Genomic DNA, 13,258 nt, shown 5'->3' with positions numbered 1-13,258 from the left:
GCCTGATCGATGATACGTCACCCTCGCCGCCGAGGACGACTCACCGGGCGGGTCGGAAATCCAGCCCGATATCCGCCGCCGGTGCCGATTGGGTCAGCCGTCCGACCGAGATATAGGTGACGCCGGTCTGGGCGATGGCCTTGATCGTGTCGAGTCGAACCCCGCCAGATGCCTCGGTCGGCACCCGGCCGCCCACCAGCGTCACTGCGCCCCGCAGAGTGGGCGGATCCATGTTGTCGAGCAGCAGATGGGTTGCGCCCGCGGCCAGCGCGGGCTCGATCTGGTCGACGCGATCCACTTCGACGATGATCCGCGCGATGCCCGCCGCGACAGCTCGCCGCACCGCCTCGCCGATGTCGCCGGCGACGGCGACATGATTGTCCTTGATCATCGCCGCATCGTCGAGCCGCATCCGGTGGTTGGTGCCGCCGCCCATCCTCACCGCATATTTCTCCAGTACGCGCAGCCCGGGAATCGTCTTGCGGGTATCGAGCAGCGTGGCACCGGTGCCGCGGATCGCGTCGACATAACTGCCCGTCAGGGTAGCGATGCCCGACAGATGCTGGACCGTGTTGAGCGCCGAACGCTCGGCGGTGAGGAGTGCGCGCGCCTTGCCTCGCAACCGCATCAGTGCGCCGCCCTTGGGGACGCGCACGCCGTCCTGCACCAGCGTTTCGATCGCGACCTGGGGATCGAGCGCGCGGAAGAAGGCCTCCGCCAGCGGCAAGCCGGCGACGCTGATCGCGTCGCGGCTTGCCATCTCCCCCTCGAACAGCGCGTCCGCGGGAATGGTCGCGGTGGAGGTGATGTCGCCGCCCTGCCCCATGTCCTCGGCAAGCGTGGCGCGGACGAAGTCGTCGAGGTCGAAACCGGGGAGGCTAAAGGTCATCGGCTCTATCCTGCGTCATCCCAGCGAAAGCTGGGATCTCACTTCTTCTGGGTCGGTAAGGCAAGGAGATCCCAGCTTTCGCTGGGATGACGATGCGACGCTATAGCTTGGGCCGCCCGACGTCCGGCCCGGACAACCCGCCGGTCATCTCCAGCATCCGGTCGAGCGAACGCTTCGCAGCGATCCTGGTGGGCTCGTCGACCTCGATCTGCGGGGTGAGGTCGCGTAGCGCCAGATAGAGCTTCTCGAGCGTGTTCAGCGCCATATAGGGGCACATGTTGCAGTTGCAGTTGCCGTCGGCGCCCGGCGCGCCGATGAAGCGCTTGTGCGGCGCCGCCTTTTCCATCTGGTGGATGATGTGCGGCTCGGTTGCGACGATGAAGGTGTCCGCATCCGTGTGAAGCACATAATCGAGGATACCGCGGGTCGACCCGACATAACTGGCATGGTCGAGGATGTGGACCGGGCATTCCGGGTGCGCCGCAACCGGGGCGCCCGGATGCTGCGCCTTCAGCTTGAGCAACTCGGTTTCGGAAAAAGCCTCATGGACAATGCAGCTGCCTTCCCAGAGCAGCATGTCGCGACCGGTCTTGCGGGCGAAATAGCCGCCGAGGTGGCGGTCGGGAGCGAAGATGATCTTCTGGTCGGCGGGCAGCTGCGACAGGATCGTCTCGGCCGAGGACGATGTCACGATGATGTCGCTGTGCGCCTTAACGGCAGCCGAGCAGTTGATGTAGGTCAGCGCCAGATGATCGGGATGCGCGGCGCGGAAGCGCGCGAACTCCTCGGGCGGGCAGCTGTCCTCGAGGCTGCAGCCGGCGTCCATGTCCGGCAGGATCACGGTCTTCTCCGGCGACAGGATCTTGGCGACTTCGGCCATGAAGCGCACGCCGCAGAAGGCGATGACCTCGGCGTCGGTCGCCGCGGCCTTGCGCGACAGGTCGAGGCTGTCGCCTACGAAATCGGCCAGGTCCTGGATTTCTGGAGTCTGGTAATAATGGGCGAGGATGACGGCCTTGCGCTCCTTGCGCAGCCGATCGATCTCGGCGCGCAGGTCGAGGCCGGCGAGGCTTGTCAGGGGGGCGTTCATAGCATGCTTCTCCAGGGGCGGCTCAGCCCGCCAGGCTCCATGTTGCATCATCGCGGCGGACGAGGCCGCGCGTCTCGAGATCGATCAGATGGGCGAGCACGGACAAGCCCGCTGCGGCGTGCAGGCGCACATCGACCCCGACATACATCTCCTTGACCATCTCCGGGACCCTGGTCGCCTGCTTCGCCAGCAGCCGCATGATCTGGCCTTCGCGCTGCTTGCGATGGCCGATCAGGCCACGCACGAAGCGGTGGGGCCGATCGATCGGCTCGCCATGCGCCGAATAATAGACTTCGTCCTGTTGCCGGCTCATCAGGCGCTCGAGACTCTCGAGATACTGGGCCATGTTGCCATCGGGGGGCGACACCACGGTGGTGGACCAACCCATCACATGGTCTCCGCTGAACAGCGCCTTCGCCTCGCGTAGCGCATAGCAGATATGGTTGGAGGTATGCCCGGGCGTGTGCAGCGCCTCCAGCGTCCACCCGTCGCCCTCGATGAGCGCGCCGTCGCGCATGGCATCATCAGGAATATAGCTGTGATCGAACGGCGCATCAGCGCGCGGACCGCTGTCATCCACCACGACGGGCGCACAGCCGATGATCGGCGCTCCGGTGCGCGCCTTGAGCTCGGCCGCCGCCGGGCTATGATCGCGATGGGTGTGGGTGCAGACGATCGCACGAACCCGCGCACCATCGATCGCCGCCATGATCGCGTCGACCTGCCCGGGCAGATCCGGCCCCGGATCGATCACCGCGACATCGCGCGTGCCGACCAGATAGGTCTGCGTACCAGTATAGGTGAACGGCCCCGGATTTGCCGCGAGAAGGCGGCGCACCAGGGGGTGCTGCGTCTGGGCAATACCTGCAACCTGTTCACTCATGGTCGCCATGTGGCACCGCTCGCCACCGATGTGAAGGGGACGGCGACGGCTCGGTTTAATTCCTTTTCCCAATCAGGCGCGCAGCGCCTGCTCCGCCGACCGCGCCGCCACTGCTTCCGCCGGGAAATCGCTGAACAGGCCATCGACGCCATGACGGAAGAAGCGTCGATATTCAGCGGCTGCATCACCATGGCCGCCCTGATCCTCCCCTTCGTGGTCACCCGCGGCAAGGAAGATGTTCTCCTGGCGGAACGTCCAGGCATGGACGAGCAGACCAGCGGCATGGGCATCGTCGACGAGCGCGGTCGGCGCCAGCGCGTGGCCGGTCGCGTCGCGCGGTTCGATCAGCAGCTTTGCCGGGCCGATCGCATCAGCATAGCCAGCGATCGCCTGCAGGCCGGCCGGCGTGGTCATCGCAGCGACGCCAAGGCCACTGCCAGTCTCGACCTGGTCAAAGGGCGGCTCTTCCGCGTCGATCAGCTGAACGAGGCGCAACTTCGTCATCGTCCGCAGCGCCTTGAGGTTACTCACCTCGAAAGACTGGATGAACACAGGATCGCCGGCCCCGGCGAATCCTTCCCGTGCCAGCGCGTCCAATAGCGGCCGTTCCATCGGCTTGCCCAGCGAGGCGAAATAGGTCGGATGCTTGGTCTCGGGGTAAATGCCGACCGGGCGCTTGCTGGCCTGGACCAGGGCCAGTGCCTCATCGAATGTCGCGATCGGCTCGTCGACCCATAATGTGTTGGCGGGGCGCAACTGCGGCAGCCTTTCCCGCGCCCGCAGCGTCTTCAGCTCGGCGAGGGTGAAATCCTCGGTGAACCAACCCGTGACGAGACGGCCATCGATTGCCTTGCTCGTCCGTCTATCGGCGAACTCCGCATGATCGGCGACATCCGTCGTCGTCGATATCTCGTTCTCATGGCGGATGACGAGGACGTCGTCCTTCGTCATCACCAGATCGGGCTCGATGAAATCCGCGCCCTGCTCGATCGCGAGGCGGTAGGCGGCGAGCGTATGCTCCGGCCGCAGGCCCGAGGCGCCGCGATGGGCGATGATGATCGGCCGGGCGGAGCCGGCCGCAGCCATCGACTCAGGCGTGGGCGATGCCCTTCTCCTCAAGCAGGTCGGCCAGTTCGCCCGCTTCGTACATCTCCATCATGATGTCCGATCCGCCGATGAATTCACCCTTCACATAGAGCTGCGGAACCGTAGGCCAGTCCGAATATTCCTTGATGCCCTGGCGAATGCTCTGATCCTGCAGCACGTCGATCGTCGCATATTCGACACCGAGATGCTCGAGGATGGCAATTGCCCGGCTGGAGAAGCCGCACTGCGGGAAGAGCGGCGTGCCCTTCATGAACAGGAGAATGTCGGCCGAATTGACCGCCGTTGCGATACGGGCCTGAACGTCGTCACTCATGATCTGCTCCTAGTCGGGGATAGCCGTGGTGAGCTGAAGCGCGTGGAGCACCCCGCCCATCCGGCCACCCAAAGCTTCGTAGACACGCTGATGCTGCCGCACGCGCGGCAGGCCGCGAAAGCTCTCGCTCACCACCCGCGCCGCATAGTGATCGCCGTCGCCAGCCAGATCCGTGATCTCGATCAGCGCGTCAGGCAGCGCCGCCTTGATCATCGCCTCGATCTCGCCTGCAGCCATTGGCATCGTCTATTTGCCTTCCATCAGCTGGCGGCGCGCCTCGACGGTCTTGTTCTCCAGCGCGGCGCGGATGCGCGCATCGTCGATATCGACGCCGGCCGAGGTGATGTCGCCGAGCAGCTTGCGGATGACGTCCTCGTCGCCGGCTTCCTCGAAATCCGCCTGGACCACCGATTTTGCATAGCTGTCGGTTTCCTCGGCGGTGAGCTTCATCAAGCTTGCCGCCCAGTGGCCGAGCAGCCGGTTGCGCCGCGCGGTGATGCGGAACGCCATTTCCTGGTCATGGGCGAATTTGCTCTCGAAAGCCTGCTCGCGGTCATCGAAGGTTGTCATCACGTCCCCTGCTCACCGGTGGTTCGAATTCAGATAGGCACGGCACGACCCGCGCGCAACTGCGCAATCCTTGGAAAGCGGCTGTACTAGAGCCAAGGGCGATCGGCCGTCATCCGCGCCTCGAAGGCCGAGATCGCTACATCCCGGGCCAGGGTCATGCCCACCTCGTCAAGACCGTTGAGCAGGCAATGCTTGCGGAAAGGGTCTATCTCGAAGGAGAAGCGATCCTGGAACGGCGTCGTTACCGTCTGATGTTCGAGGTCGACGCTGATCGGATGGGTCCTGGCGACCTCCATCAGGCGATCCACCGCGGCCTGCGGCAGCACGACGGTGAGTATGCCGTTCTTGAAGGCATTGCTGGAGAAGATGTCCGAGAAACTTGGCGCAATGACCGCATCGACGCCCATGTCGTTGAGCGCCCAGGCGGCGTGCTCTCGGCTTGACCCGCAGCCGAAATTATCCCCTGCGACCAGGATGTTCGCACCCGCATATTCGGGATCGTCAAAAATGTTGCCGGGCTGCGCGCGGATCGTCTCGAACGCGCCGCGGCCGAGGCCCTGGCGCGTGATCGTCTTGAGATAATGCGCCGGAATGATCACGTCCGTGTCGCAGTTTTTGAGACCAAGCGGAAAGGCGCGGCCCACAATTTCACGGATCGGCTTCATCATTCGGCTCCCTGCGGAAAGGCTGGCAGCTTGGCCACGTCACGCGGATCATGCTGGATGATCGCCACCGCCTTCAAGTCCTTGGCCATCGTGCGAAAGCGTGCCATCGCCGCGACGGATGCCGCGCGGTCGGTGTTGAATGGCGGCACGCCATTGCTGTCCAGATTTTCGTGGAAATGCGCAACATCGCCCGACAGCAACACGGTCCCGGTCTTCGGCAGCTTCACCAGCAATCCATGATGGCCGGGGGTATGCCCCGGCAGACTTATCATGATGACGCTGCCATCGCCGAAAAGATCCTTGTCGCCCTCGACGCCTTCGACCTTGGCGCCCGGCGCCAACCAGGGCGCCAACGGCTTGCCGACGCTGTCCTTCTCACGCGCGATGGCGAGATCGCCTGCCCCGATCACCAGCTTGGCCTTGGGAAAATCCGCCGCCTGTCCGGTATGATCGAAATGATAGTGGCTGATCCCGATCAACCCGATCTGCTCGGGCTTGAGGCCGAGTTGCGCCAGCTGCTCGACGATCGTCTTTCCCAGAGTCGGGCTCATCGGCTGCGACGAGTCGTTCGGCTTGTCGCCTGTGCTGGCCGGCAAACCGGTGTCCCACAGCATGTAGGCGTCGCCGTCCTTGATCAGATAGCAACTCGAAACCAGGTCGCGATGCTGCCCCGGATAAGCGTTGCTGTCCGAAAAGACGTTGAGCTGATTGACATGCACCGTCCCGCAATCGAGCCGCCATAGCTTGTCGACCGTACCCTGGACCTTGCCCGCCTCTGCAGCACCCGCCATCAGCAGCGCAGCCAGCAGCAGCCGCTTCATTCGACCAGCTCCAGCGTGCGAACATCGGCGAGATGGCCGGCCACAGCAGCAGCAGCAGCCATTGCCGGCGAGACGAGATGCGTGCGCGATCCCGGGCCCTGCCGGCCGACAAAGTTGCGATTGGACGTGGACGCGCAGCGTTCGCCCGGCGGCACCTTGTCGGGATTCATCGCCAGGCACATCGAACAACCCGGCTCGCGCCATTCAAAACCTGCGTCGAGGAATATGCGATCCAGCCCCTCCGCCTCGGCTTGGCGCTTGACCAGGCCGGAGCCCGGCACGACCAGCGCCTGACGGACATTCGGCGCGACATGCCGGCCGCGCAACACTGCCGCTGCGTCCCGCAGATCCTCGATCCGGCTGTTGGTGCAACTGCCGATGAAGATATGCTCGACCGGCACATCCTCCATCCGCGTGCCCGGCGTCAGCCCCATATAGTCCAGCGACTTCTGCGCCGCGACCTGCTTGGACGGGTCGGCGAAGCTGGCAGGATCGGGCACCACCCCGGTGATCGCCACGACATCCTCGGGGCTGGTGCCCCATGTCAGGCAGGGGGCGATATCGGCGGCGTCGATCACCACCGTCTTGTCGTATGTCGCGCCCGCATCGGTGGGAAGGCTGCGCCACCAGGCGACCGCCTTGTCCCAATCCGCGCCCTTCGGCGCCATCGGACGGTCCCTGAGATAGGCGAAGGTGGTCTCGTCCGGGGCGATCAGGCCGGCGCGCGCGCCGCCCTCGATCGCCATGTTGCAGACGGTGATCCGCCCCTCGATCGACATCTCACGGAACACGTTGCCGGTATATTCGATGACGTGGCCGGTTCCCCCGGCGGCGCCGATCGTGCCGGTGATGTGGAGGATCACGTCCTTCGGGGTGACGCCCCGGCCCAGGACGCCCTCGACGCGGACTTCCATCGATTTGGAGCGGGCGAGCAGCAGCGTCTGCGTGGCCATAACATGCTCGATCTCCGACGTGCCGATCCCGAAGGCCAGCGCACCGAGCCCGCCATGCGCCGCGGTGTGGCTGTCGCCGCAAACGATCGTCGTACCGGGCAGCGAGAAGCCCTGCTCCGGGCCGACGACGTGGACGATGCCCTGCTCCGCGGCAACCGCGTCGATATAGGGCACGGCGAAATCGGCGACGTTGCGCTCCAGCGCGGCAAGTTGTCCCGCCGATTCGACGTCGGCGATGGGCAGCCGATGCCCGGCCGCATCGAGGCGCGCAGTGGTCGGCAGATTATGATCCGGCACCGCCAGGGTAAGATCCGGCCGGCGCAGCTTGCGGCCGGCGACGCGCAGCGCCTCGAACGCCTGCGGGCTGGTGACCTCATGGACGAGGTGGCGGTCGATATAGATCAGGCAGGTGCCATCGTCGCGACGCTCGACGACGTGCGCGTCCCAGATCTTTTCGTAAAGGGTGCGGGGCTTGCTGGACATGGCCGCCGATCTAGCCATCGCCGCGACAATGTCAAAGCAGAGAGGCAATGGGCGATGGAAGTTGGACTATCGCCTGGGCCCGAAACGCCGCTGCCCGGCATAGGCCGGAGCCCGCGCCTTGGTACGCGGCCGCATGCCGCGGGCGGTACCGAAGCCCTCCGACAGGCAGTCCATTGGATAGACGATCGCCCCGGGTCGCACCAGCGGCAGGCCAACAAACTTGGCGAGTGCTGATTGGAACGTGACGCGGCCTTAGCTGAACACGACCGTCGTTGTGCCGTTCATCAGCACGCGATCCTCCAGGAAGGCGCGCACCGCGCTGGCAAGCACGCGGCGCTCGATATCACGTCCTTTCCGGACAAGGTCGTCCGGGGTGTCGCGGTGACTCACCCGCTCGGTGTCCTGCTCGATAATCGGACCCTCGTCGAGATCCGTCGTCACGAAATGGGCGGTGGCGCCGATCAGCTTCACGCCGCGGGCATGGGCCTGGTGATAGGGCTTTGCGCCCTTGAAGCCGGGCAGGAAGCTATGGTGGATGTTGATGCAACGGCCGCTCAGGAAGCGCGCAAGGTCATCGGACAAGATCTGCATATAGCGGGCCAGCACCACCAGGTCGGCGCGGCTTTCGACGGCGATCGCCCTGATCCCTGCTTCCTGTGCCGGTTTGTCGGCCTTGCCGACGGGCAGGAAGTGGAAGGGAATATCGCCAAAATCGAGGTGCGCGTAGGTTTCGCGCGGATGATTGGAGATGATGCCGACCGGCTCCATCGCCAGCTCGCCGATCTTCCAGCGATAGAGCAGGTCGGCGAGGCAGTGATCGAACTTGCTGGCCAGCAGCAGGACTCTTTTGCGCGCCGCCGATGCGCGGAAGCGGTGATCGAGACCGTGATCGGCCGCGACGGGCGCAAAGCCCGCCTCGAGCTGCGCGATCGTCGCCCCTCCAACAAGCGAGAACTCGACCCGCATGAAGAAGCGGCCGGTGAGCAGGTCGTCGAACTGCTGCGCCTCCAGGATATTCGCACCGTGCCGCGCCAGCGACGTCGACACCGCAGCGACAATGCCCGGATGATCGACGCAGGACAGCGTCAGGATATAAGTCTCGGCCACAACAGTTCCCCTTGCGGCCCCTTGGTCGCGCCGAGCCGATTGGCGGCGCGCATCGACAGCGTCAAGCGGCATGCTATTCCCGCTGCGCGGCAAGTGCCTCCATGGTCAGCTCGCGCACGATGGACCAGGCCGCATAATCCCCCTCCTGGAGCGTCAGCCATGCGGCGCTGAGCACCGGCAGGCCTAGCGAGCCGGCGAGCCCGCCCAGACGATGGCCATAGATCCGCGCCTCGGCGCCGGCGTCGATCATCCGGACGGCCTCGGACAGGCCGGCATACAGCCGTGCGATCATCGCCTCTGCCTCATACATGCCAAGCAGCCCCGCCAGACCGGCCTGCGGCGGGATCGCAGCGGTGCGCTCGGCACCAAGCCAGCGCTGGACGAGGCCAGCAACCTCGGCCGCCCGAAAGTCGCGGCACAGCATGCCATCAAAGCCTCTCCGGGCCAGGGCGGGCGGAAGATCGGGCAGGCGCTCGCGCGTTAACGCGATGATCGGTACGTGCGACTCGCATCCGGCCGCCGCTGCGCGGAGCTCCGCGACGGGCCGCTCATCATCGCGGTCCGTCTGCTCGTCGAGCAGGACCATGTCGTAGCATCGCGCCCGAACAGCCTCGAGCGCGGCGTCCTGTGTCGAGGCGCGGTCTACCTTGCCATCGGGTGCGATAACGGCGGCGATGATCCGCTGACGGGCGGTCGAGCCGTCGGTCAGGAGGATACTGTAGTTTTGCATGATGTACCGTCGGCCTAAGACAATAGTAGAAGGAGCAGCAACATAGATCGTTAAAACATTAGCCCCCGCGCATTGCGAAAGGAAATGGGCGACAGGAAAGTCCGGAAAGTTCCGGGGGGAGAGGATCACCGGAGGTGTCGGGAGAATGATCGGGAGGATCTTGATTGCGGACGATCATCCGCTCATTCAGGAAGCGGTTCAACTTGCGTTAGGCGCACGCCATCCGGGCCTGTCCTTCGATGCGGTCGGGACGATCGCGGAAGCTGTTGCGGTTATCGCGCAGCACTCCGATTACCGGCTGCTGCTGCTCGACTATGAATTGCCCGATTCGAACGGGTTTGGCGGTTTCTTCCAACTCCAGCATCTGCTCGGCAGAACGCCGATAGCAATCCTCTCGGCTCATGACGGCGCTCAGATGGTGTCGACCGCCCAAGCGGTCGGGGCTGTCGGCTTCCTTTCGAAGCGTCAGCCGCTCCAGGCTACCGTCGCTGGAATCGAGCTCATCCTGAATGGCGGCAGGATATTCCCTCCCTCGCCTGGCCCGGACGCGCATACAGACATGCTGCGTAAGCGGCTCGAAAGCTTGTCGGTCGCGCAGCGGCGCGTCCTGCTCGCTCTCGCGGGCGGCGATCTCAACAAGCAGATCGCGGGCGATCTCGGCATATCCGAAGCCACCATCAAGGCGCACCTGTCCGCCATCTTCCGGAAACTGGGCGTGACCAACCGCACCCAGGCAATCCTTTTGATGCGCCCCCTGCTGCAGCCTTCATGACCAAAGCGCGGCCCGGGCATCCACGGATACAACCCACTTGGTGGCAGGTTGCGATCCTGACAGCGCTGGGGCCGATGCTGCTCGCATCCGTGGCGCTGTGGCTCGGGGCCGAAATCCGGCGCGGCGAGCAGTCCGCACGCGCAACCCAGCAGTCGTTCGAATATCACCGCGAGCTGGAACTGCTTTTCTCGCTGCTCAAGGATGGAGAAACCGGACAGCGCGGTTATCTGATCAGCGGTGATCAAGCATTTCGCGAGCCTTATGAGCGAGCGCGGCGCAATCTGGAGGGGCAATGGGCCCGGGTGGCTCGCCTGACGCCCCGCCAGGGCGCCGACGCCGCCGACTTGCGGCGCCTGAGATCCCTGATCGACGCCAAGTTCCGCGAGATGCAACTGCTGATCGAGCTACGCGACCGTGCCGGGCTGGAGCCGGCAGCCGCACAATTCAGGCAAGGGACCGGCAAACGGCTGATGGATTCGATCCGCACCGTGGTTGCGGGAATGGAGCAACGCGGAAGCCGGCAGCTGGCCACCTTGCAGCAACACGAGGCGAACCGCGCGGCCCGCAATCACCATGTGCTGTGGGCGAGTATCGCCGCGGTCGCACTGCTCGCAGCGATACTCGGCTTCCTGATCGGCCGGGGCATGCGGCTTCATCATGTCCTTTCGCTCCAGAACGCAGAGGCCGCCACCCGCCGGCGCGCGATCTTCGAAAGCGCCACCGATGCGATCATCACCATCAATCCGAGCGGCAGCATCGAGAAGATGAATCCTGCAGCGGAGCGCATGTTCGGCTATCGTGCCGAAGAACTGCTGAGCCGCGACATATCGGTCCTGGTGGATATTGCACCTGGCGAAGGGCCGTTCCTGGACCGGATCGGCTTCGACCAGGGCGTCTTGCGCCGGACCGAGCTCATCGACGTTTCGGGGCATGACAGCCAGGGCGAACTGGTGTCCGCCGACATAACCCTCGGCGTGATGCAGCTTGCCGATGGCGTCCACATAGTAGCGGTGCTGCGCGATGCCGCGAGCCGAAAGGAAATCGACCGGCTCAAGGACGACTTCATCTCGACCGTTAGTCACGAACTGCGCACGCCGCTAACTTCCGTGGTCGGTTCGCTCGGGCTGCTACGCAGCGGCGCCGTCGGCAAGCTTCCCGCGCAGGCGCAGCGGCTCGCCGAGATCGCCGAGACCAACAGCCAGCGGCTGATCCGCCTGATCAATGACATCCTCGACATCGACCAGATCCGCAAAGGCCGAATGGCGTTCGACTATACGGTCATGGATCTTCGCGAGGTCATGACCAAGACGGTGCAGGCGATGCAAGGCCTGGCCGATCGCCGCGACATCCGGATCGACCTGCGCATGCCCGATGCATCGGTGAAGGCTTGTGCGGATACCGACCGCCTCGTGCAGGTGGCGAGCAATCTCCTGTCGAACGCGATCAAATTCTCCAGCGTGGGATCGACGGTCATCTTCGAACTGCTCAGGGGCGTCGACGATCACATCGTCCAGGTGACCGACAGCGGCCCCGGCATCGACCCCGACTTCGCCAAACATATCTTCAACCGTTTCGCGCAAGGGGCGCGTCCCGACAAGCAGATGATTGCCGGCACCGGCCTTGGCCTCGCCATCTCGCGGGAGATCATCCGCAACCATGGCGGCGAGATATCCTTCGAGAACCGCAGGGAAGGCGGTGCCCGCTTCGCCTTCAGCGTGCCGCGCGACAGCGCCCATGTGGCCGATGGCGACCGCTCCACGCGATTGCTGATCTGCGAGGACGATGCCGATGCCGGCTATACGATCCAGTCGATCCTGAGCGCGCACGGCTATGCCAGCGATCTCGTGACGACCGTGCGGGACGCCATCGCCCACGCGCGATCCCAACCTTATAGCGCCGTGCTGCTCGATCTGACGCTGGCCGATTCCGACGGCATGGAAGTCATGCGGGCGCTGGGCGCCGACAAGGAAACACGGCGCCTGCCGGTCATCATCATCTCCGGCATGCCCGCGCAGCACGACATCGACGCGGAAGCCTATGTCGGCTGGCTTCAGAAGCCCTTCGACCCGCCGCGCCTGATCCAGCTTATCCAACGCGCCGTCCGTCGTTCGGGCGAGCGCAAGGCGGTGATCCTGCATGTCGATGACGATGATGATACCCGCGAGCTCTTCTCGGCTGCGCTCGCCGGGCGCGGCGCGCTGCTTGGTGCCGCCACGCTCGCCGCTGCCCGCTCTATCGTCACGACTCGCCGGCCCGACGCGATCATACTCGACCTCGGCCTGCCCGATGGTTCGGGCCGGGAGCTTCTGGAGCAGATCAGGAAAACCGATCCGGCGCTTTCGATCATCGTCTATTCGGCGCAGGAGGTCGATGCCACGACTCGATCACTCGCCGATGCCGTTGTCGTCAAGTCGCGCCGCGCCCTACCCCGGCTGGCATCGACAGTGCTCGAGATGATCGACCGACAGGCGCCAACCGGATGAAAGACTCACTCTCCATCCTCTATATCGATGACGAGCCCGACATCCGCCTGATCGTCGAGATGTCGCTGAAACTGAGGCCCGACATCGAGGTGCGCGCCGTCGCGTCGGGCGAGGAGGCGATGGCGATGCTGCAAGGCGGCGGTTGGCGCCCGGATCTGGTCATGGTCGACGTGATGATGCCGGGGATGACCGGGCCGGACCTGCTGGTTGCGTTGCGCAACCAGCCCGATACCGCAGCTCTGCCCGTGATCTTCGTGACGGCCCGCGCGCGTCAGCAGGATATCACCCAATATGTCGCGCTAGGTGCCAAGGGCGTGATCACGAAGCCGTTCGACCCCATCCGGCTGGCGGATCAGGTGATCGCACTCGCGCAGTAAGGGTCGTTGCGGCGG

The 13,258-nt window shown here is 64.8% G+C and carries 15 protein-coding genes; 3 read left to right on the top strand and 12 right to left on the bottom strand.

Annotated elements, in window-relative coordinates; genetic code table 11:
- Positions 1 to 40: 40 nt before the first annotated feature.
- From nadC to AC1DPF_RS16605, 12 genes are all read right to left on the bottom strand, one after another.
- Complete coding sequence (nadC, locus tag AC1DPF_RS16660; RefSeq protein ID WP_477962440.1) at positions 41 to 889, bottom strand: carboxylating nicotinate-nucleotide diphosphorylase; 849 nt, start codon at positions 887 to 889, stop codon at positions 41 to 43.
- 100 nt (positions 890 to 989) lie between these two features.
- Positions 990 to 1,979: a quinolinate synthase NadA gene (gene nadA, locus AC1DPF_RS16655; protein ID WP_477962438.1), complete on the bottom strand. Its 990-nt coding sequence runs from the start codon at positions 1,977 to 1,979 to the stop codon at positions 990 to 992.
- Positions 1,980 to 2,001: 22 nt separating this feature from the next.
- Positions 2,002 to 2,871 (bottom strand): MBL fold metallo-hydrolase, encoded by an 870-nt coding sequence (locus AC1DPF_RS16650; protein ID WP_477962436.1) that lies wholly within the window; start codon positions 2,869 to 2,871, stop codon positions 2,002 to 2,004.
- A 63-nt stretch (positions 2,872 to 2,934) separates the two neighbouring features.
- Positions 2,935 to 3,948 (bottom strand): glycerophosphodiester phosphodiesterase, encoded by a 1,014-nt coding sequence (locus tag AC1DPF_RS16645; protein WP_477870357.1) that lies wholly within the window; start codon positions 3,946 to 3,948, stop codon positions 2,935 to 2,937.
- A 4-nt stretch (positions 3,949 to 3,952) separates the two neighbouring features.
- Complete coding sequence (grxD, locus tag AC1DPF_RS16640) at positions 3,953 to 4,282, bottom strand: Grx4 family monothiol glutaredoxin (protein ID WP_477870355.1); 330 nt, start codon at positions 4,280 to 4,282, stop codon at positions 3,953 to 3,955.
- A gap of 9 nt (positions 4,283 to 4,291) precedes the next feature.
- Positions 4,292 to 4,525 carry a BolA/IbaG family iron-sulfur metabolism protein gene (locus AC1DPF_RS16635; protein WP_477870353.1) on the bottom strand — a complete coding sequence of 78 codons (234 nt, stop codon included), beginning with the start codon at positions 4,523 to 4,525 and terminating at the stop codon, positions 4,292 to 4,294.
- 3 nt (positions 4,526 to 4,528) lie between these two features.
- Positions 4,529 to 4,852 (bottom strand): DUF1476 domain-containing protein, encoded by a 324-nt coding sequence (locus AC1DPF_RS16630; RefSeq protein ID WP_477870351.1) that lies wholly within the window; start codon positions 4,850 to 4,852, stop codon positions 4,529 to 4,531.
- Between the two features lie 86 nt (positions 4,853 to 4,938).
- On the bottom strand, positions 4,939 to 5,517 hold the full coding sequence (leuD, locus tag AC1DPF_RS16625; protein ID WP_477870848.1) for a 3-isopropylmalate dehydratase small subunit: 579 nt from the start codon (positions 5,515 to 5,517) through the stop codon (positions 4,939 to 4,941).
- Positions 5,517 to 6,338 (bottom strand): N-acyl homoserine lactonase family protein, encoded by an 822-nt coding sequence (locus tag AC1DPF_RS16620; RefSeq protein ID WP_477870349.1) that lies wholly within the window; start codon positions 6,336 to 6,338, stop codon positions 5,517 to 5,519. Before AC1DPF_RS16620 ends, leuD begins: the two co-directional genes overlap by 1 nt.
- Positions 6,335 to 7,774 carry a 3-isopropylmalate dehydratase large subunit gene (leuC, locus tag AC1DPF_RS16615; RefSeq protein ID WP_477870347.1) on the bottom strand — a complete coding sequence of 480 codons (1,440 nt, stop codon included), beginning with the start codon at positions 7,772 to 7,774 and terminating at the stop codon, positions 6,335 to 6,337. Before leuC ends, AC1DPF_RS16620 begins: the two co-directional genes overlap by 4 nt.
- A 252-nt stretch (positions 7,775 to 8,026) precedes the next feature.
- Positions 8,027 to 8,881 carry a formyltetrahydrofolate deformylase gene (gene purU, locus AC1DPF_RS16610; RefSeq protein WP_477962434.1) on the bottom strand — a complete coding sequence of 285 codons (855 nt, stop codon included), beginning with the start codon at positions 8,879 to 8,881 and terminating at the stop codon, positions 8,027 to 8,029.
- Between the two features lie 73 nt (positions 8,882 to 8,954).
- A complete protein-coding gene (locus AC1DPF_RS16605) occupies positions 8,955 to 9,611 on the bottom strand; it encodes a response regulator (RefSeq protein ID WP_477962432.1) in 657 nt (218 codons plus the stop codon).
- 145 nt (positions 9,612 to 9,756) lie between these two features.
- On the opposite strand from AC1DPF_RS16605, the gene AC1DPF_RS16600 reads away from it, so the two are divergent.
- The 3 genes from AC1DPF_RS16600 to AC1DPF_RS16590 are packed head-to-tail and all read left to right on the top strand — an operon-like array spanning position 9,757 to position 13,243.
- Entirely contained in the window at positions 9,757 to 10,383 is a 627-nt protein-coding gene (locus tag AC1DPF_RS16600; protein ID WP_477870341.1) for a response regulator transcription factor, read from the top strand.
- Positions 10,380 to 12,866, top strand: coding sequence for a hybrid sensor histidine kinase/response regulator (locus AC1DPF_RS16595; protein ID WP_477962430.1), 2,487 nt, complete (start codon positions 10,380 to 10,382; stop codon positions 12,864 to 12,866). Before AC1DPF_RS16600 ends, AC1DPF_RS16595 begins: the two co-directional genes overlap by 4 nt.
- On the top strand, positions 12,863 to 13,243 hold the full coding sequence (locus AC1DPF_RS16590; protein ID WP_477870336.1) for a response regulator: 381 nt from the start codon (positions 12,863 to 12,865) through the stop codon (positions 13,241 to 13,243). Before AC1DPF_RS16595 ends, AC1DPF_RS16590 begins: the two co-directional genes overlap by 4 nt.
- Positions 13,244 to 13,258: the final 15 nt, after the last annotated feature.

It is taken from the genome of Rhizorhabdus sp. P4_G6 (assembly GCF_056401045.1).
The sequence above is the reverse complement of the archived record's forward strand: the minus strand, read 5'-3'. Positions and strand labels throughout refer to the sequence as shown.

Bases quoted from the DNA above. Each gene is read 5' to 3' on its own strand.
- nadC (WP_477962440.1), bottom strand. From the start codon at position 889: ATGACCTTTAGCCTCCCCGGTTTCGACCTCGACGACTTCGTCCGCGCC.
- nadA (WP_477962438.1), bottom strand. From the start codon at position 1,979: ATGAACGCCCCCCTGACAAGCCTCGCCGGCCTCGACCTGCGCGCCGAG.
- AC1DPF_RS16650 (WP_477962436.1), bottom strand. From the start codon at position 2,871: ATGGCGACCATGAGTGAACAGGTTGCAGGTATTGCCCAGACGCAGCAC.
- AC1DPF_RS16645 (WP_477870357.1), bottom strand. From the start codon at position 3,948: ATGGCTGCGGCCGGCTCCGCCCGGCCGATCATCATCGCCCATCGCGGC.
- grxD (WP_477870355.1), bottom strand. From the start codon at position 4,282: ATGAGTGACGACGTTCAGGCCCGTATCGCAACGGCGGTCAATTCGGCC.
- AC1DPF_RS16635 (WP_477870353.1), bottom strand. From the start codon at position 4,525: ATGCCAATGGCTGCAGGCGAGATCGAGGCGATGATCAAGGCGGCGCTG.
- AC1DPF_RS16630 (WP_477870351.1), bottom strand. From the start codon at position 4,852: ATGACAACCTTCGATGACCGCGAGCAGGCTTTCGAGAGCAAATTCGCC.
- leuD (WP_477870848.1), bottom strand. From the start codon at position 5,517: ATGAAGCCGATCCGTGAAATTGTGGGCCGCGCCTTTCCGCTTGGTCTC.
- AC1DPF_RS16620 (WP_477870349.1), bottom strand. From the start codon at position 6,338: ATGAAGCGGCTGCTGCTGGCTGCGCTGCTGATGGCGGGTGCTGCAGAG.
- leuC (WP_477870347.1), bottom strand. From the start codon at position 7,774: ATGTCCAGCAAGCCCCGCACCCTTTACGAAAAGATCTGGGACGCGCAC.
- AC1DPF_RS16605 (WP_477962432.1), bottom strand. From the start codon at position 9,611: ATGCAAAACTACAGTATCCTCCTGACCGACGGCTCGACCGCCCGTCAG.
- AC1DPF_RS16600 (WP_477870341.1), top strand. From the start codon at position 9,757: ATGATCGGGAGGATCTTGATTGCGGACGATCATCCGCTCATTCAGGAA.
- AC1DPF_RS16595 (WP_477962430.1), top strand. From the start codon at position 10,380: ATGACCAAAGCGCGGCCCGGGCATCCACGGATACAACCCACTTGGTGG.
- AC1DPF_RS16590 (WP_477870336.1), top strand. From the start codon at position 12,863: ATGAAAGACTCACTCTCCATCCTCTATATCGATGACGAGCCCGACATC.